Origin of the sequence: Ensifer sp. YR511 (assembly GCF_900103045.1) — a bacterium.
GTDB classification, from domain to species: domain Bacteria; phylum Pseudomonadota; class Alphaproteobacteria; order Rhizobiales; family Rhizobiaceae; genus Ensifer; species Ensifer adhaerens.
In genome coordinates this window covers 571,895-596,010 of the sequence record NZ_FNGR01000001.1, presented here as the reverse complement: position 1 = coordinate 596,010, position 24,116 = coordinate 571,895, and the positions used below count along the sequence as shown (strand labels likewise).

The window sequence follows — 24,116 nt, the reverse complement described above, 5'->3', positions numbered from 1 at the left end:
TCTTCCGGGGGCGTCCGTCAGGGCGGGCCGAAGCGTGCCGCATAGTCCGAGGGCGCGATGCCCTTGCGGCGCTGAAAGGCGCGGCGCATGCGCTCGGCGTTGCCGAAGCCGAAGAGAAACGGCGCTTGCGAGACGGGCACGTCCCCGCGCTGGAGCGCCTCGCAGGCCGCATCGACCCGCAGTTCCTCGACGAATTGCGCCGGGCTTGCGCCCACCTCCTGCGTAAACAGGCGGGAGAAATTCCGCTCGCTCATGCGCGCCATGTCCGCAAGCCGCGGCACGGAGAGGTCGGCTGCCAGATCGGAGCGGATCTCGGCCACCAGCGCATCGAAGCGGTCGCCTCGGCTCGTCATCTGCTGGTGCAGGGCGGCGCTGAACTGGCGCTGGCCGCCCGTGCGCTTGACGTAGAGCACCAGGGAGCGCGCGAGCCGCAGGGCCTCGCTGCGGCCGAGGTCCTCTTCGACCATCGCAAGCGCCATGTCGATGCCGGCGGTCACGCCGGCGGAGGTCCAGATGCCGCGATCCTGCTCGTAGATCGAATCCTCGCGCACGTCGATATCTGGGAAATCCTGCTGCAGCTGGGCGCAATCTTCCCAATGGGTCGTTGCGCGCCGCCCATCAAGATGGCCGCCGCGCGCGAGAATGAAGGCGCCGAGGCAGATGGAGCCGAGGCGCCGACATCGGCCGGCCATGGCCGCCAGGAATGCTTGCAGCCCTTCCGAATTCGCCGCTTCGAGCGCGCTTTGCCCGCCCGAGACGAGCAGGGTGTCGGGCGCGGTGCAATCGGAGAACGGACGGGTATCGAGCGCAACGCCTGTGTCCGTTGCGACCGGGCCGCCGAACTCAGAGACCAGCGCGATGGAATAGGCCCGGGAGCCCGACGCGGTGCGGGTGTCGTTGAAGACCTGCAGCGGGCCGGTCACATCGATCAGCTTGGTGCGATCGAAGAGCACGATCGCGACGGTTCGCGCGGCATTCTCGGGTTGGCATAAAACGAGGGCATATTGTCATTTATGCCAAAGGCTTTTCATGGGAGCAAGCGGGGACATCATCCGCAACCGATGGAGCCGACCATGCTTGAACTCAGACCGAACTGCGAACTGTGCGACCGCGACCTGCCGCCGGCGTCCGCGGACGCGCGCATCTGCTCTTACGAATGCACCTATTGCGCAAGCTGCGTGGAAACGGTGCTTCACAATGTCTGCCCGACCTGCGGCGGCGGATTTGCGCCAAGGCCGATCCGGCCCCAGCAGTCCTTTCGCCCGGAAAAGCGGTTGGGTCTCGGCTTTGATCCCGCCAGCGACGTACGTCGCCATTCACCGTTTACGGCTAAGGATATTGCGGCGCATGTAGCGCGGATCCGGCATCTCGCGCCGAACGAGCGCTGACGGTTGCGGGCTGTTCTTGACTTTTTGCAAGGGTGACATGAGGTGGTTGCGCTTGTCCTTGGCGGTCACAACCCCAATGTTGTGGCATGTCCAACGGAAGGCCGGTCGCAAAGCCGACTGGAAAGAACATGCAGGACAGGCATCACGTGGTCGTTGTCGGCGGCGGGTTTGGCGGATTGCAACTCGTCAAGGGGCTTGCCGGCGCGCCGGTGAGGATCACCCTCATCGACCGGCGCAACCATCATCTCTTCCAGCCCTTGCTCTACCAGGTGGCAACAACGCTGATCGCGACCTCTGAAATCGCCTGGCCGATCCGCAGCCTCTGGCGCGACCGGCCGGAGGTGACGACGCTGCTTGGCGAGGTGAGCGATGTCGACGAAGCCGGAAAGGCCGTGGTGCTCAGGGACGGCAAGCGGATCGGCTACGACACGCTGGTGCTGGCGACCGGGGCGACGCATGCCTATTTCGGCCATGACGAATGGGAGCCCTTTGCCCCCGGCTTGAAGACGCTGGAAGACGCGACGACGATCCGGCGGCGGGTGCTGCTGGCCTTCGAGCGCGCCGAGCTCGAAGAGGATCCTGATCTCCGTGCCGCCCTCCTGACCTTCACCGTCATCGGTGCCGGCCCGACCGGCGTCGAGCTTGCCGGCATCATCGCCGAGATGGCGCACCGCACGCTTCCCGACGAATTTCGCCGCATCGACACGCGGCAGGCCCGTGTGATCCTGGTGGAAGCGGGGCCGCGCATTCTCGCCGCCTTCAGCGAGGATCTTTCGGCCTATGCGGTCAAGGAACTGGAGCGGCTCGGCGTCGAGGTTCGCACCGGTACACCCGTGACATCCTGCACGGAAGAGGGCGTTGTCATCGGCGACCAGTTCGTCGGCAGCCGTACGCTCGTCTGGGCCGCCGGTGTGCAGGCCTCGCCCGCTGCCCGCTGGCTGGATATCCCGGCCGACCGCGCCGGCCGGGCGATCGTCGGCGCTGACCTCACGGCTCCCGGCCATCCCGACGTTTTCGTCATCGGCGACACGGCTGCCGTCACCTATGACGGCGGCAAGCCGGTGCCGGGCATTGCGCCCGCCGCCAAGCAGCAGGGCGCCTATGTGGCCGACGTCATCCGCGCACGGCTTTCAGGCGACAAGCCGCCCGGAGACTTCCGCTATCGCCACCAGGGCAGCCTTGCCACCATCGGCCGGCGCGCGGCGATCATCGATTTCGGCCGCTTCAAGCTCAAGGGCGCGCTTGCCTGGTGGATCTGGGGCATCGCCCACATCTACTTCCTGATCGGCACGCGCAGCCGCTTCGCCGTCGCCTGGAGCTGGTTCTGGACGTATCTGAGCGGACAGCACAGTGCCCGGCTGATCACCCAGAAGGAGACGCTGAAGGAGAAGGGGTAAGGGCGAGAGGCGGCCAATGTAACGGCCGTCGTCGTCGCTTACTTCTGCACCTTCACGATCAGGATCATCGGCCGGTCCATCTCTTCGGCCAGAGCCGGGATCTCGGCGATCTGCTCTTGCGTCGGCCGCCATTCCTCAACGTGGCGGATGGCGAAGCCTGCGCCAATCAGTGTGTTCAGCGTCGTGCCGATGGTGCGGTGGTGTTTGATCACGCCCTTGGCCAGCCAGTTCGTCGTGCGCGGGCCTTCGGCTGAGTAGTGATCAACGGGCCAGGTGCGCTCGCCATCGGTGAGGCGCCAGCCGGGATTGTGCGAGGCCATGTAGATCGGGTGCTCGATGGTGAAGACGAAATGGGCGCCGGGTACCAGTGCCTTGTGGATGGTCGCGACCAGCCGGCCGAAATCCTCGACATAGTGGAAGGCAAGCGAGCTGTAGGCGAAGTCAAAGCTCGTTTCGGGCAGGTCGAGCTGGTCGAGATCGGCAATCTTGTAGTCGATTGCTGGATCTGATGTGTCAGCCTTGGCGCGGGCGATCATCTTCTCGGAGAGATCGAGCCCGAGCACATGGGCGGCACCGGCCTCGCGGGCGTGGCGTGAAAACCAGCCATAGCCGCAGCCGAGATCGACGACGCGGCTTCCGGAAAGCTCCGGTAGGAGCGCGCGAATCGCCGGCCATTCCGCGGCCCCGGCAAGACCATGCACTGAGCGCCCGAGCTGGCTGTAGCCCTCGAAAAACTCCTGACGATCATAGATGTTCTGGGCCATGGCGGTCTCTCCTTCTGGCTGTGCTTGTGCCGGCACCCGCCGCGCGAGAGGCGCGGGCGTCTGCGCGCGTTAGGGCGAGTGGGCATCCGGTGCCGTTACCGCGGGAACAGCATGTGCCTTTCGATCCTGCTCGAAACCGGCGGCGCTTCGAAGTGCCGGCGCGTCGATTGATAGGGCGCGTGTTGCCGCAAGGTCAAGTTGCGGCTGAAGTGCAAGCTTCTATTTCGTTTTTTTTGAGGGGTGCTAATGTTCGATTCTCGTGGTCCAGTCCGATTTGCGGAGGCGTAATGTCCGAAGCCATCCATCCTGCAGCCATCCATCACCTGCCGGGCTTTATTACAGCCCCGGGCCAGTCCGACTGGCTTTTGAATGCGGTTGCCGTTTTTCTGATCGTGGCGATTTTCGCGCTCGGTACACTCTATCTCAGGCTGCATTCGCTGCCGGAGGTCATGGCGCACAAGACCAACAAGATCCAGCTGGAGCTGGTGGCGGTCCTGGCGCTCCTGTCGCTGCTCACCCACAACAACCTCCTGTGGGGCGCAGCTCTGCTTCTCGCCCTGATCGACCTTCCCGATTTCTCCTCGCCGCTTTCATCGATCGCCGGTTCGCTGGAGCGGATTGCCGGTAAGGTGGACCAGCCGACCGTGCCGGAGGCGAGGGACGTGGAGGCCGAGCCTGCAGCAAGCCACCCACAGCCGCACGCGTTGCCCGGCCACGGCCACGCATCGCCCGCTCAGCCATCGACGGAAGGGAAGGCATAAGCCATGTTCGAGTTTATCCTTTGCTCGATGCTGACCATCCTGCCCGACTATCTCTTCCGCCGTTACGGCCAGGGAAAACGCATCGGGCGCGAGATCACCATCTATTCGGTCTGGTTCGAGCTGCGCTGGGGCATCACCGCCTGCATCGTGCTGACGATCTCGCTGATCACGCTGATCTTCTACTTCCATCCGTCGACGAAGAACGTGACGGCCGCGTTCCGCACCGTGGCCGTGCTGCCGGAGACCAATGGGCGCGTCACGGAGATTTATGCCACGCGCTTTGAGAAGGTGAAGGCCGGCCAGCCGCTGTTCAAGCTCGACAGCTCCGAGGAGGAAGCGGCCGCCGAGGTCGCCCGCCGCCAGATCGCCGAGGTTGACGCCGAATTGGCTGTCGGTCGCACCGAGCTTGTTGCCGCTGATGGCGCGATCGTCCAGGCACAGGCCGACGTGAAGCAGGCCGAGGACGAATACAACACACAGGTGGAGCTTAACCGGCTCAACCCGAACGTCGTTGCCCGCCGCGAAATCGAGCGCAAGCAGGTGCTTCTCGAAGGGCGCAAGGGCGCGCTGACCGCTGTGCTTTCCAACAAGCAGACGCTGGAGACGAAGCTGCAATCGCTGCTGCCGTCGCAGAAGGCCAGCGCCGAAGCGGCGCTGAAGCAGGCGGAGGTCGATATTACCAAGACCACCGTGCGCGCCGGCGTGTCCGGCACGCTGCAGCAGTTCACGCTTCGGGTCGGCGAAATCGTCAACCCGCTGCTGAGGCCAGCGGGCGTGCTCGTGCCGGAAGACGCGGGCCGGGCGCGGCTGGTGGCCGGCTTCGGGCAGATCGAGGCTCAGGTGATGAAGCCCGGCATGATCGGCGAGGCGACCTGCGTCGGCAAGCCGTTCACCATCATTCCGCTCGTCGTCACAGAGGTGCAGGACGTGATTGCCTCCGGCCAAGTGCGCGCCAGCGACCAGCTGATCGACGTTACGCAGATCTCGCAACCCGGCACGCTGACCGTGGTCATGGAGCCGCTTTATCCCGGCGTGCTCGACGACGTTCCGCCCGGCAGCAGTTGCATCGCCAATGCCTACACCAGCAACCACGACGAACTGGACAAGCCGGGGATCAGCACGCTGCAGTGGGCCTATCTGCACGGTGTCGATGCCGTTGGCCTCGTGCATGCGGCGATCCTGCGCATTCAGGCGCTGATGCTGCCGGTGCAGACGCTGGTGCTCGGCGGGCATTAAGCACGAAGACACGCGGCCGGGGTTTCCGATCCCGGCCGGCGCCTGCCGCCTGCAGATATTCCCCTTCAGGCGGGCCACCGCTTCCTTCAGCCTCGTCCGATCGGCCTGCAAACGTTGAACGCCCTCCTTGCAGGCGGGTCCCATCTTCCAGCGCCAAAGCCCGCGCGGGGTCCTCGCGGTTGAAGCGGTCGCGTGTGCCGTCGAATTGCGATGCGAGACAGCGCATCTTCGCCCGGCAAGATCGCCTCGGCTGCATCGTCGATCTTGCCGGGATCGATGGTTTCAAGGGCGTGGAATTCAACGGACAGCTTCCCACATGAAAGGCCGCAATGTTTGCGGGAGCGATCTATGCGGCGCTATCTTCCGTTGCGTCTATGCCTTGCCGCCTTCTCTGGAAGGCCCCGAGAGCGCCGGGCCGTCACGGAGGGAAAAGGGGTGTCCAAAAATGATTGAGCCCCCGTGGGGACGGAGGCTCAAGCGCGCAATAAAATTAATAAAGCAACTGCACTGCAATATAACCACAAGCATGCATACTCTTCCGGGGATTGCATACTTCTGGGGCGCAATCGCAAGTACAGTGTGGCAAAAGCGTGATCTGAAAGCAATGGATTTTAAGGGGATTTTAATAGTCAATTTGGGTTACGGGAAAATCCCCAGCTTTTTCACCCAATCGGGTCAGGATTTTCCTGACGGTAGCCCGCATGGACAAAGACAAATCCCCCACACTCCCTTTTAGGTCTCGTCGGTCCCGATCGGCAGCGTCCAGGGCTCCCATATCGCATCGTGTATCGCGCCCTGGCGCAGGTAGAAGCGCTTGGCATTTTCGTTGCTCGCAAGCACCGACCATTCGATGCGCGGCGCCCCGATCGCTGCGGCATGACGTTTCAAGGCGTCGATCAGCGCCGCGCCGGCTCCCAGGGAACGTGCTGTTTCATCGACGAAAAGTTCCTTCAGCACCAGCGTCGGCTTCAGATCGTAGGTCCAGGGGATGACGTAATGCACAGCGATGCCGATGACACGGCCGCCAAACTCCGCGACCAGCACGCCAAAGCGTGGGTTTTCGCCAAGCCCATGCTCGATCAGATCGCTCTCGGTCACGCGGAACGCGTCAATATAAGCTTCGAAGACTGCAAGGCCGCGCATCAGCCGCAGCACGCAGGCGACGTCATCTCGTTTAAATGGGCGGACGATAACGGGTGACGCGGGCATCGCGATATCTCGTGCAAAGGGGTTAGCTGGCCGGGGCGGGTTACCGAGGGCCGGTGGAAGGCCGAACTTGCGGCATCATTTGCCGCAATCGCGATCGATTTCAGGCTGAAATCGATCGCGATCCAAAATGCTGCAGTGCCGCGCATCCGGCAAGGCGTGCGGCGCTGCAAAGGGCGTTTGGCGCCGGCTTAAGCGGCGAGCAGAGCCTGCGCTTCGCCGGGGGTAGCGCCGGTCGCAAAGGCGAGGCCTTCGTCTTCCCAGCCGGTGATGCCGCCGATCATGATCTTCACCGGCCGGCCGAGCCTGGCGAGCTTGAGTGCGGCCTGGTCGGCGCCGTTGCAATGGGGGCCGGCGCAATAGGCGACGAAGAGGGTATCGGCCGGCCACTCGGCCAAACGCTCCGCAGTGATCTGCCGGTGGGGCAGGTGGATCGCGCCCGGCACGTGGCGGCGCGCATAGGCCGCATCCGAGCCGACGACGTGCAGAAGCACGAAGTCCTGCTCGCCGCTCTTCAGCGCCTGGGCGACGTCGGAGCAATCGGTCTCGACACTGAGCCGCCCGGCAAAATGGGCAATGGCGATCTCAGGCGATGCGGCGGGAATTTCGGTGACGGTGCTCATCGGGGTTCTCCTTGGCTCGGTGCGCGTTGACGAGGATATGTGTAGCAGCGCTGGATCAGGGCTGGCAGTTGGCAACATTGCCATATATGCTCAAGATCATGCCAAAGTCGTTTTCCGTTGCCGCACCACTCACAAACCCGCTCGTCGTGGCGCTCGCCTATGACGGGCTCTGTACCTTCGAGTTCGGCGTCGCCGTCGAGATGTTCGGCCTGCCGCGGCCGGAAATGGGCGAGGGCTGGTACCGTTTTGCCGTCGCCTCGGTCGATCCGGGTGAGCTTAGGGCGACCGGCGGCGTTCGCTTTGTCGCCGACGGCGGCATCGAGCTTTTGGGCCAGGCCGGCACGATCATCGTGCCCGGCTGGCGCGGCGCCGATCAGCCCGTGCCGGAGGCGGTGTGCCAGGCGCTGAGGGACGCCTGCGCGCGGGGCGCGCGCGTGCTTTCCATCTGCTCCGGCGTCTTCGTGCTGGCGGCTGCCGGGCTGCTATCGGGCCGGCGGGCGACGACCCACTGGCGCTATACCGACAAGCTGAAAGCGCTTTATCCAGACATCGAGGTGGTGCCGGATGTGCTCTATGTCGATGGCGGCGAGGTTCTGACCTCGGCTGGCAGTGCGGCCGGCATCGATCTCTGCCTGCACCTGATCCGCCGCGATTTCGGCAGCGAGGCGGCCAACCGCGTCGCCCGCCGTCTCGTCGTGCCGCCGCATCGCGATGGCGGCCAGGCGCAGTTCATCGAGCGGGCGGTGCCCGACGTGCATGAAAGCGCCCGGCTCGGGCCGCTGCTTGACCGTATGCGCGAACGGCTCGGTGAGGACTTTTCGATTGCGGCGCTGGCAAAGGCTGCGGGCATGAGCGAGCGCACCTTCCTGCGCCGCTTCGAGGCGGCGACCGGCACGACGCCGGCGCGCTGGCTTTTGTCCGAGCGGCTGTCGCGCGCCCGGCAATTGCTGGAGGAGACCGCGCTCGGCATGGAGCAGGTGGCGGAAGCCTCCGGCTTCGGCTCCACCCAGACGCTGCGTCATCACTTCCGCCAGCAGCTTTCGACGACACCCGCCGCCTACCGTGCCGCCTTCGGGCGGATGGCGATTTCTGAAGGCGGGGTTGGGCCTGCCGCTGCGGAATAGGTCGCATCGTCGGTGCCGCATCCCACCTCAAACAACGGCCCCCACCGATTTCGATGGGGGCCGCCAGTCACGGTCTAGAATGTCAGCCGGGTATGCTAGCCTACTTGGGATCGCCGCCGCCGATCCCGAGGCCGATGTCCTTCTTCGGATATTTGACGAAGGTCGCTGCGTGCTGGGTCTGCAGTTGCAGGATGGGGCCGTAGAGCCATTCATAGTCGCCATTGCTGCGGGTGATGCGCTCCTTGGGATCACGATAGATATCGAAGATCCAGGGGGCGACGCCGACCGGCGAGAATGTCGACATGCTGATGTTGGAAAATGGCTGGTCGTACTGCATGACCTTGAAATAGCCCTTGAAGTTTTCCCAGCGGATGGCCGAGAACTCGGCCTGGTTATAGGAGAAGACCGCCTGGCGGGACGTCTGACCGTCGTCGGCCAGCAGGAAGCTGCTCTGGTCGACACCGTCGATATAGCGCTCGGTCGGGATCTTGTCCTTGATGCCGGCAAGCGCCAGCGACGTGTTGAACAGGTCCATGAGGTCAAACAGGCCGTCGCTGATGCGCCCCGCCTTGATCATGCCGGGCCAGTAGGCGATGCCCGGCACGCGCACGCCACCTTCCCAGGTCGTGCCCTTGCCAGAGCGGAACGGGGTGAAGCCGGAGTCCGGATAGCTGTCTTCCTCCGGGCCGTTGTCGGAGGTGAAGAACACGAAGGTGCTGTCGGCCTGGCCGGCTTCTTGAAGGGTCTTCGTCAGCCGCCCGACGATGTCGTCGACCTCGACCACGGCGTCGCGGTAGGGCAGCTTGGCGGGGCTGCGCCCCTCGTAGCCATCAGCGGCATAGTTGTCGAAGTGGACCTTGGCAAAGGCGTGGATCAGGTAGAACGGCTTGTTGTCCTTGGCCGCGCGCTTGATGAAATCCACCGACCAGTTGGCAAAATCCTGGTCGACATTTCCCATCTGCTTCTGCGTCTCCAGCGGATAGACGATCTTCAGGTCGCCGCCCTTCTTGCCTTCGACCACGCCGTTATACTCGCTGAGGCTCTTGAACGTCTCCAGCCGCTGCGGATCGAGCATCAGCTGCGAATATTTCCGGCTGTCCATGTACTGCGTGTATTCGCTGACGACCGACAGGAAACCATGGAATTCGTCATAGCCGACGTCCTGGGGCTGCATGCCCTTGGCTTCGCCGATGTGCCACTTGCCCGAGAGGCCGGTGACATAGCCGTTGTCGCTCAGGAGCTTTGCCGCCGAGACCTCGTCGGCCCAGGGGTTCTTGGTGGGGTGGTCGCTCGCAAGCAGGGGACGCGTAAGGCCGCTTCGCGCCGGAATACGACCCGTCATCAGGGCCGCGCGCGAGGGTGTGCACACCGGCGTCGCATAGGCCGATGTCAGCTTCAGGCCCTCGGTTGCCAGCTTGTCGATGTTCGGTGTCGGAGCCCCGAGCATCGCGCCGCCGCCGAACGCACCCAGGTCGCCATATCCAAGGTCATCGACGAGCAGGATCAGGATGTTGGGTTTGCGACCGGTCCTCGTCTCAAACTCGCGAAGCCGGTCCGTGGCCGTCTGCTCCTGAGCGGGGCGCGGAATGGCCGGCTCCAGATAGTCCGCGGTTCTGACCGTACGGTCCCACCCCTTTGCCTCCTGGGCGTGCGACGTGGTGGCGAGCAACGTGAACGAAGCTGCAAGGGAACAAGAGAGAAGATAGTTGAAGGCCTTCATCAATCGTACTCCTCATTGGGATATGGGATTGTCGATGATCTTTCAGTCGGTCTGGATCCGTCTCTGGCTCCAGCCACGTGCAGTCCTGAAAGCAATGGCCGAACTGGTGCGCACCTGCCGGTCCTTGCGACCGGACTTGGCGGCTCTGGTTTCAGGCATGGCCGAACTGCATTTCCGACACTGCGTTGTGCGTGCCGGAGCAAGACAGAAAAGCGGCAAGCCCGTAAGTACGTAACAGTTAAAAAATCCAGGGGCATGCTAGAACGATGGGTGCTCGCCCCAAGGCGTGCGCCCGGTAGCGCACGCCCAATTTCGTCGGGTGAACCAGGGCTTCAATGTGACAGGGCGGCGTTCGCCGCCCTGTCACACGGTCATCCGTTGAGCTCGGCCTGAGGGGACGCAAGGTTGAAGTCGTCCTTGCGGAAGAACGACCGGAAGAACACGGCGTCGGGCGCGGAGGCGACAATCCGGGCGACGATGGCCGTGGCGACGATGGCAAAGACCAGCCGGCCGAAGAAGACGCTGGTGAAATCCGCCCCCAGCGCCACGACCACCAGCGTGTCCTCGATGAGGCTATGGCCAAAGCCCATGAAGACGCAGGCGAGGAACACCTGGCGCGGCTCGACCTTGGCCTCGCGCGCCTCGCGGATCAGAAGCGCGCCACCATAGGAAATGCCAAGCAGCACGCCCACGGCGGCAAAGGGCACGGTCTCGGTCTTGACGCCCGCAAGGCGAAAGAGCGGCGCCATGCCCCGGTTCAGCCATGCGAGGATGCCGACGAGCTTGAGGATCTCGATCGTCCAACTGAGCACGAGCAGCACGACGAGCATGGTCAGAAGCGTCTTCAGCGTGCCGAAGGTGAAGGCGACCCAGCCGGAGCCCTCGTTGGCCGGGATCCAGGTGGGGGCGAGCGGGGTTGCAAGCCATCCGGTGACGGCGAAGAGCTGATGCAGGAGGGCTGCGAAGATGAGGCCGCCGCCGATCCTTATCGCGGCGGTGACGAGGAAGTTTGGGCCCGCCTTCTGGATGATGCGCTGTTCGATCGGGATGGCATGGGCCACCAGCATCAGCGCCGAAAACACCGTCATGTCGGCAGTCGTCAGTTCCGAGACCGGCACCAGCGCGAAGACCACAACGACGGCGCCCCAGATGCCGACGAGCAGGCCGGTGAGCCACGCGAAGGCAAACTCGGGCGGCAGGCCGATCACCGTCATTACCGGCTCGAAGGCGGGTGCGACCGCGCGGATCACGCCGAGTTCCTGCAGCACATGGGTGACGATGGTGACGGGCACGATGATGCGCACCAGATCGAAGTAGACTTCGAGGGTAGCAAGGGTCTTGCGGTAGAGGATGATCAGGACGGTCATGGCTGTCTCTCCTTGGGATGTTGTCCAAGGACTAACGCCAGGCCGTTCGCAGTTGTGGTCAAAATATGCACCTTTGTGCAATAAAATTGCAAATGACCGCAACAGGGGGACGGACGGGGATGGACAAGATCGACAGCAAGCTCTTGAGGCTCTTGCAGGTGGATGCCTCTCGCACCAATGCCGAGCTTGCGGAAGAGGTTGGCCTTTCGCCATCGAGTTGCCTGCGTCGCATCAGGCGGCTACACGAGACCGGCGTCATCGACCGGATCGTCGCGGTGCTTAATCCGGCAAAGGCTGGTCGCACCATGAAGGCGATCATCACAGTCGAGCTCGAGCGCCACGGCGAGCAATATATCCGCCGCTTCCTCGACATGGCGGAAAAGGAGCCGGCAGTGATCCAGGCCTACAGCGTCAGCGGCGAGACCGACGCCATTTTGATGCTGCGGCTGAAAGACATGGACGAGCTCGACGCGCTGACCGAGCGGCTGTTTCGCGAGGAAACCAATGTCGCGCGCTACTACACCGCCTTCGTGATCCGTACCGGCAAGGAGACGACGGAGATACCGGTGTGAGAAGACACCGAACCACGGGGGACGACCCGAAACGACAGGCGCTGGCGGGCCGGCGGTCCCGACGGGATCCCGATCAAGTGTTTTCGACGAGATAATCGCGCAATCTACTCTTCAAACTCTCGACGACTTCAGGGTGTTTCAGGAAGTCAGCGATCGACATCATTGCCCACTGCTGGCCCTCGTCGCCAAACCTTACAGGCCCGAAACCCTCTGCGAGCTTGCCAACAAGGAAGTAACTTCCAGGGGCGATCGTATTCTGCGCCGGATAATACCGCGTCCACACGATCCACGCCGGATCGACCGCGATATCGAACTCCTCGCGGGTCTCCCTGATTGCGCACTCGACCGGGCTCTCATCATCCTCTCGTCCGCCCCCCGGAAGATCCCACATGCCGGGGAAGGGGATTTCCGGCTTCTGATCACGCTGGTAGGCAATCAAAAGCCCCTGAAAGAGCAATGCGATTTTTGCACCCTTGAAGGGGATGAAGGCCATTTGCGAAACCCTGCGCTTGCTGAGCGAAGCTCAACTCTCGTCTTCGATGAATCCCGATTTTTTGCAAAGCCGAAGATCTTGCAATTTGGCAACGCTCGCAATGATTGTTTCTGGTGTGACACAACCCGGCGTTTTCCGGCTATACCATTCTGACAGGCGTCGTCTTATCTGGACCGAAAAGGCCGGTTGACCGGGAGCATGACTGGAAATCTGCCCCCGGCGCTTGAGCTGCCGTTACTTCACCGCAGCGTTCCCTCCATCGGCAAAGAGCGCCGCACCGGAGACGAAGCTTGCCATCGGGCCTGAGAGGAAGAGGGCGGCCTGGGCGATTTCTTCCGGCTGGGCGATGCGCTTCATGGCGTGCAGGCCGGCCGCCCATTCCTTGTTTTCCTTGCTGCCGGCCGCCGGCGTGTCGACGCCGCCGGGCAGGAGCGCATTGGCGCGAATGCCCTTTGCGCCATAGTCGGCAGTGATGCCCTTGACGAGGCCCATCAGGCCGGCCTTTGCCGCGCCATAGGCGGCCATGCCGGGAATACCGACGCTGGTGCCGACGAAGGTGGACGTGAAGACCAGCGAGCCGCCGTCACGCGCGAGCATTGCCGGGATCTGGTGGCGGGCGCCGAGGAAGGCGGAGGTGAGGTTGGTGGCAAGCGATTGCTGCCATTCCTTGAACGTGATCTCGGCGACCGGCTTCATGACGTTGACCGCGCCGGCATTGTTGACGGCGATGTCGAGGCCGCCGAAATGCTTGAGCGCCGCTTCCACCAGCCGGATATGGGTTTCTTCCGCGGTGACGTCGCCGCCAACCGCGATCGCTTCGCCGCCGTCCTCGCGGATCGCTTCGACGACGGCGTCAAGCTGCTCTTCGCCGCGGGCGTTGGCGACGATCTTCGCACCCTCGGCGGCAAAGAGCCTGGCGACCGCACGGCCGATGCCGGAGGAGGCGCCGGTGACGATCACGATCTTGTCTTGCAGCATGGTCATGGACTTTTCCCTTCTCTTGATTGATGCGCCCTGACTACTGCCGGCGGGCATCAGCGCCCACCCGATTTCCGATCGGTGATTGTGACGGCGCAGATTCTCAATCGCCCCGATGGCATAGTCCGGGCCGACAACGAGGGCAGGGAAGAAGGGATGCTGAGGACCTATGGCGGCAGCCGCCATTGCGGCGCGGCGCGGATCGAGACGGACCTCGACTTCAGCGTCGGCACGGAGAATGCAACGGCACGGCCTGCATGAAGAGGCGGCTCTGGTCGATGGTGGCGAAGCCTGACGCCTTCCGGCTGATCTCCGCGGAGGCGGCACTGACCGACTATCGCGGCCGCGACCCGGCCGCCCAGTCTTCGTCATCCGTGCACACGACGTCCGAGGCGTTCGCCGGCGTGGTCAGACATAATGGTGCAGATGCTGCCGGCGTCCGGGCTATGGTCGATACAGCCAACCAGAAACCCGAGATCGCCAGAGTGCAGATCGCCCATGCCTGCGGCACCTGCCAGCTTCTATTCGCTTAGTCTTTATCCGGCGCAGTTGACATATCGCGCAAGACTGCCTCAGCCGCGACTTCGGCATTGCGTCTTGAGCCCGAGATGGTTCCGGATTTTATGAGCTGCTTGCCATCAAGCAGTAGCTGCCAGTTCCATGTGTTCAGGCCGCGTCCCTGGATGCGGAGTTTCAATCTGTCGGGATCGTACTTCGTCACTGCTTGCTCCTTTGACTGCACTTTGACAGATCAATGGCCAAACCAAAACTAAGCGATGAGGTCAAGACCTACATCGTAAAGGCTCTGGCATGGTTCGACAGCCCGCCCGTCGTCGCTGCGGCGCCTTTAGCGGCCCTGCGTCCGGCCCTCGGGCGTATCTGGTCCAGTCGCCGTTGTCTTCAGCGCGGCGAGCGTTTCGCGCAGCGCCCGGTCCAGTCGCTTGTCGCTTCGAAGCACCAGGGCGAAGCGGCGGAAGAGCGTTGGGGTGACGGGCCGCACCACCAGCCGCTCCCGGTCGCCGGGGCGAAGGGCGATTTCCGGAACGAGGGCTGAGCCGAGGCCGACGGCGACCATCTCCTTGATCGCGTCGACGCTGCCGAGCGCCATCACCGGCTTGACGGTCGTGCCTGTGGTGGCCAGCCATTCGTCGGTGATCCTTCGCGTGTTGGCGCCGGGCTCGTAGAGGATCAGCGGCCGTTCAGCCAGGATCGCGGGCGTGACGGTATCGGGCAGGGCAGTTCCGAGCGGCGCAATCGCCACGAAGCGCTCGTCGAAGAGCGGCGTGATTTCGAAGATGCGGCCTGAAACGGGCAGGCTGACGAGGCCGATGTCGATGAGGTTCTCGTCGACCGCGCGGACGATGTCGGCGCTGTTGCCGGTTGTCACGGTGATGTCTAGATCGGGAAAGCGGCGCTTGAGATCGGCCAGAAGCGGCGGCAGCAGGAAGGCACACGGGGTGGCGCCGGTGCCGAGCCGGACGCGCCCGAGAACGCCTTTGGCGTGGCGGGCGACGGCCTCGATCGCCCGGCTGGTGGCAGCCTCGATGCTGCCGGCAATGGGCCAGCAGCTCCTCGCCGGCCGCACTCGGCCGCGCTCTGCGGCCGACCCGCTCGACGAGGCGCACGCCGAGCTGCTTCTCCAGCACCCGCACCTGCAGGCTGACCGCCGGCTGGGTCAGGCCCAAGCGCTCGGCGGCGGCCGAGAAGCTGCCGAGTTCGGCGACAAGCGCGAAGGTTTTGAGATAATCGAGGTCAAGCGCACTCATGCCCAGGTTTCTCTTATTTCCAAAGTTTCTCTTATGCGTGGAATAGGAATGCTAAGCTTCTTTTAGGAGATGTCGAGGCGCAGACTGTGTCCATGGTTGGAAAAGAAACATGGATGTTCGACATGATCCGGGAACTCGGTCTTTATCTCGTCGCTTCGCCGCGCTCGCGGTACTGGCAATTGCAGCAACTGCGCGAACTGGATGCTGAGCATCTGGCGGATATCGGCCTGACGGAGGCGGAAGCTCAGCTTGGAAGGCGCAAGGTTGCGCCGGTTCCGGCGCGCGAAGGGGCCGTCGTCGTTCGGCATGCGGAGGCCGCACGGGCGGGCGCGATGTGATGTTTCGGCGCGCGTGCCGTTCCCGACCACAACTGGTGGGGCCGCAGTGACAGGGGCGTCTCGTCTCAAGCCGGCCTCACGTCCCACCTTTCGATCGCAAGGCCCGGCCAAAGGGCGCGCCACCGTTCCACTTTGCGCTCGTAGATGGCGCGGGTGATCTGGCTCTTGTTGGCCCGAACGATCGGTGCGAGCAGGTCCTCAAGGCCGAAAGGGGCGCAGATCTCCAGTCCGCCCTGGGACGGGCGAAGGCCGATAGCGGTCGCTGTCGTCGGAAATGTCGCGATCGCCTCTTCCGCCGATAGATAGGGCCTGATCGGCGTGCCGAATTTTTCCTCGTACCAGAGGTGAACGCGTGCCTCGTTCTTGACGTCGATCCGCACGGGCAGATCCGCAAACAGGCCTTCGATCCGCTTCGCATGCGTGGCCTCCGCCTCTTGCGAGAGGTCGTCACCGTCGAAATAGACGATGTCGATATCGCTGATGCCGTGCGTCGGCGGCAGGGCGAAGGCATGGTTCCAGACGGTCTGCGCTATCGCGCCGGCCGCCAGCCAGCCATCGGGCAGGGCAATCCGGTCCCAGCGATCGAGGATCGGAGCCAAGAGCGGGCTCTTCAGGATGTTAGTCTGCAGGTCCGTCATCAAATCTGCATCGGCATGAAGCCTTGAAGCATGCTTTCCGCCGGTGCTCGCGCGGCTCCCGCCGAGATCCATAGAGGATCTCCAAGACACTCGATCCGCCCGTCTGCAACGACGATGCCGTCGCCGTCGTTGCAGGCAAGGATCGGTCGCGGCGTCGACAGGCTGTAGCGCAAGAGAGCGGGCAGGTAGCTCTTGTCGTCGCTCAGGTGCGGGAAGAACTCGAAGGGCACGAGATCAAGCGCATCGCCGTCGGTGATTTCCTCCGGCTCCAGCCCGATGAAGAGCGCATCGGTCGCGATCGTCGGCGCCATGAGAATGGCGCCGGCGCTGACGCCGATGAGGATGCCGCCGGACTGTGCCCAGTCGCGAAGCGGCCCGAGCATGCCGCTTCGCTTCAGCCGTTCGAGAAAGCCGCCGGTGTGACCGCCTGCAAGGTGAATGGCGTCTGAGGCGAAGAGCGCTGCAATGTCGTCTGCCGAATGCGGTTCGTCGAGATCGAAGAACAGCGCGAGATCGAGACCCAGCCTGCCGTAATAGGCCTGCCCGGCAAGGAAGAAGCCGCGGTCCCGTTCCGGACCGGAGGCGACATAGGCGATGCGTTTTCCAGCGCCGCCTGCCGCCAACATCTCCACAAGCCTGAGGTCGATCGCCGAGCAGGCGGAGACGATCTGGTCGCTGTAGAGGACGAGGTTGAGCATGTCTTTCCTGTCGTGACGAAGGGCTATAGCCCGGTTCGCTCGGGCTAGCCCGCGATCGCCTTCACCCGGCGGCCGTAACGCCAGATCCCGAGCCAGCTGAAATAGTTGACGAGAAGCGACAGGCAAAGCCAGAGCAGAGTGGTGAGGTCGTCACCGCCTTCGAACTGACCGGCAAATCGCACGACGCTGATCAGCGACAGGCCGCCGAGAAGGATGCCGAGCAGCCAGCTGTAGGGCCGCCAGAACCCGAACGGCGGGACCTGCAGGTTAAAGGCGTAAGCGACGAGACCGATCGCCGTTGCCAGCGCCATGACCAGGCTGACGCCGCCGAGGATCTTGATCCCGTATGCCATCTCGTCCCAAAAGCTCAGGAGCAGCGTCGCGCCTATGACCAGGCCGAAAGCAAGGCTGAGCACGTAGAAAATTGCAAATGCCTTCCACATCGCGAATCATCCTGTATCTGCGTTGGTGGCAGCTTCGGCGGTGATGGGCGCCTTGTCTATCGTTCGGCGGGCGAGGTTGTCGCAAGGCCTTGCGCCTCAAACGGCCTGCATGCCGCCCGCTCTCTCATTCTTTCACCGGAGTGCTTGGCGCGCTGACGTTCCGCTGTCAGCCCATGGCGGCCGGCTGCTGCTCTATGCGGCGGCCATAGCGCCAGACGCCGAGCCAGCCGAAATAGCTGAGAAGGAGCAGGAACAGCAAACCGAGGGAGGCCGACAGCAGGCCTTCGTCTCCGGGCTGGGGGCTGGAAATGAGCGTGACGAGATCCCAGGCATCGGCCATCAACGTGTAGAGACACCAGCAGGCGAGAACCCAGCTGAATGGCCGCCAAAATGACAAGGGCGGGACCCTCAGGCCGAAGGCATAGGCAAAGACGCCTATCATGGCAGCAAATTCCACGGCCAGGCCCGCATAGAACAGGGCTCGGTCGGCGGACGACAGCTGCACCGCGATTTCAGGGGGTAGCGTGACGAAAGCCGATGACAGCATGAAAATGAAAAGCAGCCCATAGAGAACTGCAAACGCCTTCCACATCGCGACGCCTATCTCCCAACCAGAATGCTTCGTCCGTCCTCAGAAGAAACGGGGTTTTGCCGCAGGATCCGCACCAGCCTGGAATAGATCCTGCAACGCTTGCCTCTACCGCGCTTGCGCCGGTTGCTGTGCCATGCGCCGTCCATAGCGCCAGACGCCGAGCCAGCTGAAATAGTTGAGAGCCAGGCCGAGCACCAGCCAGATGAGGTTCGTGACGCCCACGTCGCTTCCGGCCGGGATGGTGGCGAACATCTGTGCGAACCGCACGACGCTGAGCAGCGACACCAGCAACTGATAGACGCCGATGAGCCAGCCCAGCGGCCGCCAGAGCCCATAGGGTGGGGCATTCAGGTTGAAGGCGTAGGCGACGAGCCCGACGGCGGTCAACAACGCCATCACGAAGGCCACGGAAGCCAGGCCAAGGCCGATAGTCGACATCGGCACTGACCGGCCCGCCATGATGTAGCCGCCAAGCAGGACGCCGAACGTCGCCAACAGGCAGTAAAAAACAGCAAACGCCTTCCACATCGCAAATCATCCCCCAAGCATGCAATGCCTGCCATCTTGGGTCGTGTCGCGACACTTGTCATCGTCTGGCGGGCAGGAGCGTGGCTTTTGCCTAATCCGCGCTCAGCGCCACCGCCGGCTGCAGGCGCGAGGCGTTGCGGGCGGGCAGGAAGCCGAAGACGAGGCCGGTCAGGAAGGCGCAGGCAAAGGCGAGCGCCACCGGGCCGAGGGTGAAGGAAACGGGCATGCCGAACTGGCCGGCAAGCGCGCCGGTGCCAAGCCCGAGCGCCACACCGAGCGTGCCGCCGATCGCCGAGACGACCAGCGCCTCGATGATGAACTGCAACAGGATATCGCGCTGGCGGGCGCCGGTCGCCATGCGCACGCCGATTTCGCGGGTACGCTCGCTGACAGAAACCAGCATGATGTTCATGACCCCGATGCCGCCAACGAGCAGCGAGATCGCGGCGACCGAGGCGAGGAACAGTTTCAGCGTGTTCGAGGTCTCGGTGAAGGCCTCGCGCACGGAGGACATGTTGGTGATCTGCGTGTCCTGGCGCTTGTGGCGCTGGTCGAGCAGCGCCTGGATCGTCTGCTGCGTGATGTCGATCGCCGAACCGTCCTTCACCTGAACGGTGATGGTTCGGATGTTGCGCTGGCCGAAGAGGCGGATGCTGCCGGTCGAAAGCGGCACCAGCACCACGTCGTCTTGGTCGTTGCCGAAGGAGGTAGCGCCCATTTCCGCCATCACGCCGATCACCTGGAAGGGGATCTTGTTGACCAGCACGTATTGCCCGATCGGGTTGTCGCCGTCGGGAAAGAGCGTTTTCACGACCGTCTGGCCGAGTACGGCCACAGGTGCGTAGGTGTCCATGTCGTTCTGGTTGATGAACTCGCCCTTTGCCATCTTCCAGGATTTGGCGGTGGTAAACTGCGGTACGGTGCCGTTGGCGGTGGTCTGATAGTCGACATTGCCGCGGCGAAGCGTGACGGAGCTCGTCATCTCCGGCACGGCGAAGGCGACGTTCGGAACGTCGAGGATTGCGTCGGCATCCGCGGGCACCAGCGTCACGTTGCTGCCGCCGGCGCTGCCGCGGAAATTCGCCATGCTCGGCCGCACCACCAGCAGATCCGAGCCCATCGACGAGATGCGGCTCAAAACGGAATCCTGCGCGCCGGTACCGATCGCGAGCATCGCGACCACCGAGCCGACGCCGATGACGATGCCGAGCAGGGTCAGGATGGTGCGGAACAGATTGGCCTTCAGCGCCCGGAACGCCATCTTCACCGCTTCGGTGACGTCGGCGATCGCGGCCGAGCCTTCGCTGACATGGCGGGCGAGCGCGGCCGCCCCTTCGGCGTTGACGCGGGCTTTCTTGGCGCGGTCGGCGACGATGCGGCCGTCATGGATCTCGATCAGCCGGTCGGCCTGTTCGGCGACCTCGCGCGAGTGGGTGATGACGATGACCGTGTGGCCCTGCTCGTTCATGTCGCGCAACAGCGCCATCACGTCGGAGCCGCTCTGGCTGTCGAGCGCGCCGGTCGGCTCGTCGGCCAGGATCACCCGGCCGCCGTTCATCAGCGCGCGGGCGATGGAGACGCGTTGCTGCTGGCCGCCCGACAGCTGGCCCGGCCGGTGGTCGAGGCGCTCGCCGAGCTTCAGCGCTTCAAGCAGCGCCTCGGCGCGGTCGTGCCGGTCGCGGGCGGACATGCCGGCGTAGACGGCCGGTACCTCGACATTTTCTTTGGCGCTTGCTGTCGGGATGAGGTTGTAGCTTTGGAAGACGAAGCCGAAGGTGCGGCGGCGAAGGGCCGCGAGCTCGTCACTGTCGAGGGTAGCGACGCTCTCGCCATCGATCAGGTAGTCGCCGCCGGTCGGCTGGTCGAGGCAGCCGAGTATGTTCATCAGCGTCGACTTGCCGGAACCCGACTGGCCGACGATCGCCACGAACTCGCCCGCCTCGATATCGAGCGACAGGCCGTGCAGGACCTCGACGGCGAGGTCGCCGTTGAAATAGGTCTTGCTGACGTGCCTGAGTGAGAGAAGCGGGGTCATGGCCACTATCGAGCTTGGATCAGAACATCGGCGGCATGCGCATGCCGCGCTGGTTTCGGTTGTCGCGGGCGTTGCCGCTCGCTGTCGATCCGGCGCTGACGACCACCTTCTCGCCCTCCTGGAGGCCGCTTCTGATCTCGGCGCTGACGCGGTTGCGAATGCCGACTTCGACGTCGCGGGTTTCGAGCGCGCCGGAAGCCGTAACCACGGTCACCTGCGCCTTGCGGGGCTCGCTTCCGGTTCCGTTTCTCTGGCCGTCACGCCGGCCGTTACCTTGGCCGGCGGCATCGCCGCTGCCCTTACCCGGATGGCTCAAGGCGCCGCTCGGCACGATCAGTACATTCTTGGCAGCGGCTTGCACGAAGAACACCTGGGCGCTCATCGACATCATCAGTTCGCCTTCCGGATTGGGCACGTCGAACAGTGCGTAATAGAGCACGACGTTGTTGGCCGTGTCCGGCATCGGCTGGATCTGACGAAGCTTCCCGGCAAAATGTTTGCCGGGCTGGCCGAGCAGGGTGAAATAGGCATCCATGCCGACCTTCAGCCGGGTGACGTCTGCTTCCGACACCTGCGCCTTGACGGTCATGGTCGAGAGATCGGCGATGGTGACGATGGTCGGCGTCGTCTGGTTGGCGTTCAGCGTCTGGCCGGCCTTGGCCGGGTTGGCGACGATGGTGCCCGAGATCGGCGCGTAGATCTTGGTGTAGCCGAGATCGACCTTGTCGCCGGCAAGGGTCGCCTGCTGCTTGCGGATCTGCGCCTCGATGGCGTTGACGTCGGCCTCGGCGGCGGCGAGATCGGCAATCGCCTGGTCGAGCGTCGATTGCGCCACGCTCCGGGTTTCGACGAGATTGCGCTGGCGGTCGATATTGGCCTGCTTGAGGACGAGCTGCGCCCTCTTGGAAATGAGCTGGGCCTGAAGGTTGGCAAGCTCCGCCTGGTCGATCTCTATGCGGTTCTCGATGGTGGCCGGATCGATCTCGGCGACGAGCTGGTCTTGCGTGACCGTGTCGCCGATCGCCACATGCAGCGCCTTCAACTGGCCGGAGACCTGGGCGCCGGCATCGACGGAATTGACCGCGTCGAGCGTACCGACGGCGGTCACGCTGTTTTCGATGTCGCCGCGGGTCACCACCTCGGTCACCATTGCGGTCGAGGCCGGGTTCTCTCCATAGCGCGTCCAGCCGTAATAGCCGACGCCGGCGACGGCGAGGATGACGGGCAGCCACAGCCAGGCTCGCGAGCGGCGCCTGCGCTTCACCGTCTTCACCGCACCGGGAATGAAGGTGACGTTGGGCGCCGCATCGTCGCGGGGCGTGGTGTCGGCTCGCGCCGTCTTGGCTGTCTTGTTCATCGCTTGCGCCTAACCGGCATCGCCGATGCCAAAATGGATAGGTTCAAAAATAGAAGCGAATGGACCCGGCGAAAAGCATTGAGATCATTATATTTTCGTAATCTTCGCCATCTGCATGGCAAGAGAAAGGCGCCCGCGGCTGCGGACGCCCGTTTTCGAAGGGAACGACGGGTCTCTCAGCTGCGTGCCGCAATCAGCGCGGCGACATTGACGACCGCGCCGTGGTGGTCGGCAAGGCCGGCAAGTTCGGCCTCATGCAGGGCACGGGCGGAGATGGTGCCGCTTGCCGATGGCAGGTCGCGTGTGGTGCAGGCATCGGCTGCGATGGTGATGCCGTAGCCGAGATCCTTGGCGGCGCGGGCCGTCGACGACACGCAATTGTGGGTCATGAAGCCGGCGAAGATCACCGGCGTGCCGGCCGGGCCAATGATTTCGGCAAGGTTGGTGTCCGAAAAGCCGTTGGGCCGGATCTTCTCGACCACCGCTTCGCCGGCGATTGGCGTCAGCGCATCGACGATCGCGCCGCGGTGCGCCCCCCGGTCGAACATGCCGCCGGCGGCCCCCTTATGAGCGACGTGGATGATCTTCGCGCCGGCGGCGCGAGCGGCGACCAGCAACTGCCGCGCCTTTTCGATCGCTGCTTCCGGCTCGACCAGGCGCACGGGGCCGGCCAGGTATTCGTTCTGGTAGTCGATCAGCACCAGCGTCGCTTCGCCAAGCGGCGGCGGGGCGAGCGTGACGCCGGCAAGTGTGAAAAGGGTTGCTGCGGGCGCGGAATCGGACATGGGAAGGCTCCTTGTTTGTGCGGACGGCGCAGGGGGGCGGTGGAAGGCAGCCCTGGCCGGGCGGTGGTTTCGGGGCCGTAGCCCTGGCGTTGGTTCGTCGAAGCGGTCGGTCTATGGGCTTGATCTTAGCGGCTGCGTTGGCGCAGAGTGATCCGAATTTTTCGGAGGACTATCTGCGTGAATGCAGGGGGATGGGCGGATCTCGAACTGCTCGATCATCTGGTGCGCGGTGCGACGCTCAGCCAGGCGGCGCGCTCGCTTGGTGTCGACCAGACCACGGTGTCGCGCCGGCTTGCGGCGCTGGAGCGGCGGGTGGGGGCGGCGCTCTTCGACCGCATCGACGGCCGGCTGACGCCGACGCCGGTGCTTTCCCCCGTCGTCGAGCGGCTTCGGACGATCTCGGAGGAGGCGTCGTTGTCGCTGGCGACGCTGCTGCGGCGCACGGCGGAACTGCAGGGCCAGGTACGGGTGACCAGCATCGGCTTCGTCTTGAGCGCCATCCTGGCGCCGGCGCTTGCCCGCCTCGAACAGCGCCATCCGGGCCTCACCCTCGATCTCGTTGCCGACAACCAGATGCTGAGCATCGAGCGGCGCGAGGCCGACATCGCCATCCGCATGGCCCGCACCGGCGAAGACAGTGTGCGGGTGAAGAGCCTCGGCACGCTGCGTTTCCGCCTGTTCCGGCCGAGGGGGCAGGGAGAAGGCCCATGCCCGGTCGTGCGCTACGGCCCGGCACTCGCCCATGTGCCGGAGATGCAGGCGCTTGACCGGCTCAGACCGGATGCCCGCGTGGCGCTGACGGCCGACAAGCTGGAGATCCTGATGGAGGCGGCCCTTTCGCTCGGCGCCGAACTGATGCTGCCGGAGGTTTCGGCCTCACGCGATCCGCGTTTCGAGGCGGTGGACGAACCGGGGGCGGCCGCCGAGCGCCCGGTCTATCTGATGATGCACCCGGAACGGGCGCGCGTGCCGAGCGTGGCGGCGGTCGCGGCTTTCATCGAAGAGGCGGTTCGGGGGTGGAAGTAGGTGTTGGTTGAGGCGTGGTGTTCGCGTGTCCAGAGGCATTGCCCCGCTCATCGGGTTTAACCCGAGGAATAACCCTCTCCCCGCGGGCGGGGATAGGGGACGTGCCATGCTGCCGGCACCGCGAACGGGGTCCGCGATTAGCGGGAAATCGGGCGCGCCTTGTTGGGCGAGTGGGTGCCGTCAGGCGGAAGAGGGGGCCTTCTGAGCCACACCAACGTAGTGACGGCGCAGGCGATCATAACATTGCCAGCGGTCACCGAACGGACTATTGAAGGGCTCCA

27 protein-coding genes and 1 pseudogene are annotated in these 24,116 nt (G+C 64.2%); 9 read left to right on the top strand and 19 right to left on the bottom strand.

Annotation, left to right across the window (positions count from 1 at the left end):
- Window positions 1-17: 17 nt before the first annotated feature.
- Window positions 18-953: a GlxA family transcriptional regulator gene (locus BLU15_RS02990; RefSeq protein ID WP_210187427.1), complete on the bottom strand. Its 936-nt coding sequence runs from the start codon at window positions 951-953 to the stop codon at window positions 18-20.
- A gap of 120 nt (window positions 954-1,073) precedes the next feature.
- Here BLU15_RS02990 and BLU15_RS02985 point away from each other — a divergent pair, with 120 nt between their 5' ends.
- Window positions 1,074-1,388, top strand: a complete 315-nt coding sequence (locus BLU15_RS02985; RefSeq protein ID WP_060516178.1) for a DUF1272 domain-containing protein — start codon at window positions 1,074-1,076, stop codon at window positions 1,386-1,388.
- A gap of 128 nt (window positions 1,389-1,516) precedes the next feature.
- Window positions 1,517-2,785: an NAD(P)/FAD-dependent oxidoreductase gene (locus tag BLU15_RS02980; RefSeq protein WP_060516011.1), complete on the top strand. Its 1,269-nt coding sequence runs from the start codon at window positions 1,517-1,519 to the stop codon at window positions 2,783-2,785.
- A gap of 38 nt (window positions 2,786-2,823) precedes the next feature.
- Here the strand turns inward: BLU15_RS02980 and BLU15_RS02975 are convergent, their stop codons facing one another.
- Complete coding sequence (locus BLU15_RS02975; RefSeq protein ID WP_090294236.1) at window positions 2,824-3,549, bottom strand: class I SAM-dependent methyltransferase; 726 nt, start codon at window positions 3,547-3,549, stop codon at window positions 2,824-2,826.
- Between the two features lie 287 nt (window positions 3,550-3,836).
- Here BLU15_RS02975 and BLU15_RS02970 point away from each other — a divergent pair, with 287 nt between their 5' ends.
- The gene (locus BLU15_RS02970) at window positions 3,837-4,310 is read left to right on the top strand and encodes a hypothetical protein (protein ID WP_051659258.1); all 474 of its coding nucleotides are present in this window, start codon (window positions 3,837-3,839) and stop codon (window positions 4,308-4,310) included.
- A 3-nt stretch (window positions 4,311-4,313) separates the two neighbouring features.
- Window positions 4,314-5,546, top strand: coding sequence for an HlyD family secretion protein (locus BLU15_RS02965; RefSeq protein WP_034792791.1), 1,233 nt, complete (start codon window positions 4,314-4,316; stop codon window positions 5,544-5,546).
- Between the two features lie 732 nt (window positions 5,547-6,278).
- Here BLU15_RS02965 and BLU15_RS02955 read toward each other — a convergent pair.
- Together BLU15_RS02955 and BLU15_RS02950 are read right to left on the bottom strand one after the other, a co-directional pair.
- Window positions 6,279-6,755 (bottom strand): GNAT family N-acetyltransferase, encoded by a 477-nt coding sequence (locus BLU15_RS02955; protein ID WP_090294234.1) that lies wholly within the window; start codon window positions 6,753-6,755, stop codon window positions 6,279-6,281.
- A 188-nt stretch (window positions 6,756-6,943) separates the two neighbouring features.
- Window positions 6,944-7,375: a rhodanese-like domain-containing protein gene (locus BLU15_RS02950; protein WP_060582746.1), complete on the bottom strand. Its 432-nt coding sequence runs from the start codon at window positions 7,373-7,375 to the stop codon at window positions 6,944-6,946.
- An 86-nt stretch (window positions 7,376-7,461) separates the two neighbouring features.
- Here BLU15_RS02950 and ftrA point away from each other — a divergent pair, with 86 nt between their 5' ends.
- A complete protein-coding gene (gene ftrA, locus BLU15_RS02945) occupies window positions 7,462-8,499 on the top strand; it encodes a transcriptional regulator FtrA (protein WP_090294233.1) in 1,038 nt (345 codons plus the stop codon).
- 100 nt (window positions 8,500-8,599) lie between these two features.
- Here ftrA and BLU15_RS02940 read toward each other — a convergent pair whose 3' ends face one another.
- Together BLU15_RS02940 and BLU15_RS02935 are read right to left on the bottom strand one after the other, a co-directional pair.
- Window positions 8,600-10,219, bottom strand: a complete 1,620-nt coding sequence (locus tag BLU15_RS02940) for an arylsulfatase (protein WP_090294231.1) — start codon at window positions 10,217-10,219, stop codon at window positions 8,600-8,602.
- A 371-nt stretch (window positions 10,220-10,590) separates the two neighbouring features.
- The gene (locus BLU15_RS02935; RefSeq protein WP_090294229.1) at window positions 10,591-11,586 is read right to left on the bottom strand and encodes a nucleoside recognition domain-containing protein; all 996 of its coding nucleotides are present in this window, start codon (window positions 11,584-11,586) and stop codon (window positions 10,591-10,593) included.
- A gap of 119 nt (window positions 11,587-11,705) precedes the next feature.
- Here BLU15_RS02935 and BLU15_RS02930 point away from each other — a divergent pair, with 119 nt between their 5' ends.
- Entirely contained in the window at window positions 11,706-12,158 is a 453-nt protein-coding gene (locus BLU15_RS02930; RefSeq protein WP_034792802.1) for an Lrp/AsnC family transcriptional regulator, read from the top strand.
- A gap of 73 nt (window positions 12,159-12,231) precedes the next feature.
- Here the strand turns inward: BLU15_RS02930 and BLU15_RS02925 are convergent, their stop codons facing one another.
- A complete protein-coding gene (locus tag BLU15_RS02925; RefSeq protein ID WP_090294228.1) occupies window positions 12,232-12,651 on the bottom strand; it encodes an NUDIX domain-containing protein in 420 nt (139 codons plus the stop codon).
- A gap of 234 nt (window positions 12,652-12,885) precedes the next feature.
- Window positions 12,886-13,635, bottom strand: a complete 750-nt coding sequence (locus BLU15_RS02920) for an SDR family oxidoreductase (protein ID WP_034792821.1) — start codon at window positions 13,633-13,635, stop codon at window positions 12,886-12,888.
- Between the two features lie 251 nt (window positions 13,636-13,886).
- Here BLU15_RS02920 and BLU15_RS02915 point away from each other — a divergent pair, with 251 nt between their 5' ends.
- Complete coding sequence (locus BLU15_RS02915) at window positions 13,887-14,162, top strand: hypothetical protein (protein ID WP_060582750.1); 276 nt, start codon at window positions 13,887-13,889, stop codon at window positions 14,160-14,162.
- Here the strand turns inward: BLU15_RS02915 and BLU15_RS02910 are convergent.
- From BLU15_RS02910 to BLU15_RS40810, 3 genes and pseudogenes are all read right to left on the bottom strand, one after another.
- Window positions 14,159-14,350, bottom strand: a complete 192-nt coding sequence (locus tag BLU15_RS02910) for a hypothetical protein (protein ID WP_060582751.1) — start codon at window positions 14,348-14,350, stop codon at window positions 14,159-14,161. The genes BLU15_RS02915 and BLU15_RS02910 overlap by 4 nt on opposite strands.
- Window positions 14,351-14,476: 126 nt before the next feature.
- Window positions 14,477-15,214: a LysR family transcriptional regulator substrate-binding protein gene (locus tag BLU15_RS02905; protein ID WP_309139226.1), complete on the bottom strand. Its 738-nt coding sequence runs from the start codon at window positions 15,212-15,214 to the stop codon at window positions 14,477-14,479.
- Window positions 15,215-15,260: 46 nt separating this feature from the next.
- A pseudogene (locus BLU15_RS40810) lies at window positions 15,261-15,395 on the bottom strand (LysR family transcriptional regulator); the annotation flags it as partial.
- Window positions 15,396-15,508: 113 nt separating this feature from the next.
- On the opposite strand from BLU15_RS40810, the gene BLU15_RS02900 reads away from it, so the two are divergent.
- Window positions 15,509-15,733, top strand: a complete 225-nt coding sequence (locus BLU15_RS02900; protein WP_060582753.1) for a YjiS-like domain-containing protein — start codon at window positions 15,509-15,511, stop codon at window positions 15,731-15,733.
- Window positions 15,734-15,798: 65 nt separating this feature from the next.
- Here the strand turns inward: BLU15_RS02900 and BLU15_RS02895 are convergent, their stop codons facing one another.
- The 8 genes from BLU15_RS02895 to BLU15_RS02860 all read right to left on the bottom strand — a co-directional run bounded on the left by BLU15_RS02895 (window position 15,799) and on the right by BLU15_RS02860 (window position 22,809).
- Window positions 15,799-16,371, bottom strand: a complete 573-nt coding sequence (locus BLU15_RS02895; RefSeq protein ID WP_060605356.1) for a nucleotidyltransferase family protein — start codon at window positions 16,369-16,371, stop codon at window positions 15,799-15,801.
- A complete protein-coding gene (locus tag BLU15_RS02890; RefSeq protein WP_060582755.1) occupies window positions 16,371-17,069 on the bottom strand; it encodes a Type 1 glutamine amidotransferase-like domain-containing protein in 699 nt (232 codons plus the stop codon). Before BLU15_RS02890 ends, BLU15_RS02895 begins: the two co-directional genes overlap by 1 nt.
- Window positions 17,070-17,113: 44 nt before the next feature.
- Window positions 17,114-17,512, bottom strand: coding sequence for a hypothetical protein (locus BLU15_RS02885; RefSeq protein ID WP_034792862.1), 399 nt, complete (start codon window positions 17,510-17,512; stop codon window positions 17,114-17,116).
- Between the two features lie 166 nt (window positions 17,513-17,678).
- The gene (locus BLU15_RS02880) at window positions 17,679-18,104 is read right to left on the bottom strand and encodes a hypothetical protein (protein WP_090294226.1); all 426 of its coding nucleotides are present in this window, start codon (window positions 18,102-18,104) and stop codon (window positions 17,679-17,681) included.
- A 105-nt stretch (window positions 18,105-18,209) separates the two neighbouring features.
- Complete coding sequence (locus BLU15_RS02875) at window positions 18,210-18,632, bottom strand: hypothetical protein (RefSeq protein ID WP_090294225.1); 423 nt, start codon at window positions 18,630-18,632, stop codon at window positions 18,210-18,212.
- Between the two features lie 91 nt (window positions 18,633-18,723).
- Entirely contained in the window at window positions 18,724-20,667 is a 1,944-nt protein-coding gene (locus BLU15_RS02870; protein WP_090294223.1) for a MacB family efflux pump subunit, read from the bottom strand.
- Window positions 20,668-20,686: 19 nt separating this feature from the next.
- Entirely contained in the window at window positions 20,687-22,024 is a 1,338-nt protein-coding gene (locus tag BLU15_RS02865; RefSeq protein ID WP_090294221.1) for an efflux RND transporter periplasmic adaptor subunit, read from the bottom strand.
- 176 nt (window positions 22,025-22,200) lie between these two features.
- Complete coding sequence (locus BLU15_RS02860; protein WP_060516024.1) at window positions 22,201-22,809, bottom strand: cysteine hydrolase family protein; 609 nt, start codon at window positions 22,807-22,809, stop codon at window positions 22,201-22,203.
- A gap of 177 nt (window positions 22,810-22,986) precedes the next feature.
- On the opposite strand from BLU15_RS02860, the gene BLU15_RS02855 reads away from it, so the two are divergent.
- Window positions 22,987-23,835, top strand: coding sequence for a LysR family transcriptional regulator (locus BLU15_RS02855; RefSeq protein ID WP_034792878.1), 849 nt, complete (start codon window positions 22,987-22,989; stop codon window positions 23,833-23,835).
- Window positions 23,836-24,116: the final 281 nt, after the last annotated feature.

Coding starts and splice junctions, on each gene's coding strand:
- BLU15_RS02980 (WP_060516011.1), top strand. CDS start 1,517: ATGCAGGACAGGCATCACGTGGTCGTTGTCGGCGGCGGGTTTGGCGGA.
- BLU15_RS02915 (WP_060582750.1), top strand. CDS start 13,887: ATGAAGAGGCGGCTCTGGTCGATGGTGGCGAAGCCTGACGCCTTCCGG.
- BLU15_RS02985 (WP_060516178.1), top strand. CDS start 1,074: ATGCTTGAACTCAGACCGAACTGCGAACTGTGCGACCGCGACCTGCCG.
- BLU15_RS02970 (WP_051659258.1), top strand. CDS start 3,837: ATGTCCGAAGCCATCCATCCTGCAGCCATCCATCACCTGCCGGGCTTT.
- BLU15_RS02950 (WP_060582746.1), bottom strand. CDS start 7,375: ATGAGCACCGTCACCGAAATTCCCGCCGCATCGCCTGAGATCGCCATT.
- ftrA (WP_090294233.1), top strand. CDS start 7,462: ATGCTCAAGATCATGCCAAAGTCGTTTTCCGTTGCCGCACCACTCACA.
- BLU15_RS02885 (WP_034792862.1), bottom strand. CDS start 17,512: ATGTGGAAGGCATTTGCAATTTTCTACGTGCTCAGCCTTGCTTTCGGC.
- BLU15_RS02925 (WP_090294228.1), bottom strand. CDS start 12,651: ATGGCCTTCATCCCCTTCAAGGGTGCAAAAATCGCATTGCTCTTTCAG.
- BLU15_RS02965 (WP_034792791.1), top strand. CDS start 4,314: ATGTTCGAGTTTATCCTTTGCTCGATGCTGACCATCCTGCCCGACTAT.
- BLU15_RS02880 (WP_090294226.1), bottom strand. CDS start 18,104: ATGTGGAAGGCGTTTGCAGTTCTCTATGGGCTGCTTTTCATTTTCATG.
- BLU15_RS02900 (WP_060582753.1), top strand. CDS start 15,509: ATGTTCGACATGATCCGGGAACTCGGTCTTTATCTCGTCGCTTCGCCG.
- BLU15_RS02930 (WP_034792802.1), top strand. CDS start 11,706: ATGGACAAGATCGACAGCAAGCTCTTGAGGCTCTTGCAGGTGGATGCC.
- BLU15_RS02935 (WP_090294229.1), bottom strand. CDS start 11,586: ATGACCGTCCTGATCATCCTCTACCGCAAGACCCTTGCTACCCTCGAA.
- BLU15_RS02890 (WP_060582755.1), bottom strand. CDS start 17,069: ATGCTCAACCTCGTCCTCTACAGCGACCAGATCGTCTCCGCCTGCTCG.
- BLU15_RS02940 (WP_090294231.1), bottom strand. CDS start 10,219: ATGAAGGCCTTCAACTATCTTCTCTCTTGTTCCCTTGCAGCTTCGTTC.
- BLU15_RS02860 (WP_060516024.1), bottom strand. CDS start 22,809: ATGTCCGATTCCGCGCCCGCAGCAACCCTTTTCACACTTGCCGGCGTC.
- BLU15_RS02975 (WP_090294236.1), bottom strand. CDS start 3,549: ATGGCCCAGAACATCTATGATCGTCAGGAGTTTTTCGAGGGCTACAGC.
- BLU15_RS02875 (WP_090294225.1), bottom strand. CDS start 18,632: ATGTGGAAGGCGTTTGCTGTTTTTTACTGCCTGTTGGCGACGTTCGGC.
- BLU15_RS02865 (WP_090294221.1), bottom strand. CDS start 22,024: ATGAACAAGACAGCCAAGACGGCGCGAGCCGACACCACGCCCCGCGAC.
- BLU15_RS02870 (WP_090294223.1), bottom strand. CDS start 20,667: ATGACCCCGCTTCTCTCACTCAGGCACGTCAGCAAGACCTATTTCAAC.
- BLU15_RS02955 (WP_090294234.1), bottom strand. CDS start 6,755: ATGCCCGCGTCACCCGTTATCGTCCGCCCATTTAAACGAGATGACGTC.
- BLU15_RS02895 (WP_060605356.1), bottom strand. CDS start 16,371: ATGACGGACCTGCAGACTAACATCCTGAAGAGCCCGCTCTTGGCTCCG.
- BLU15_RS02920 (WP_034792821.1), bottom strand. CDS start 13,635: ATGACCATGCTGCAAGACAAGATCGTGATCGTCACCGGCGCCTCCTCC.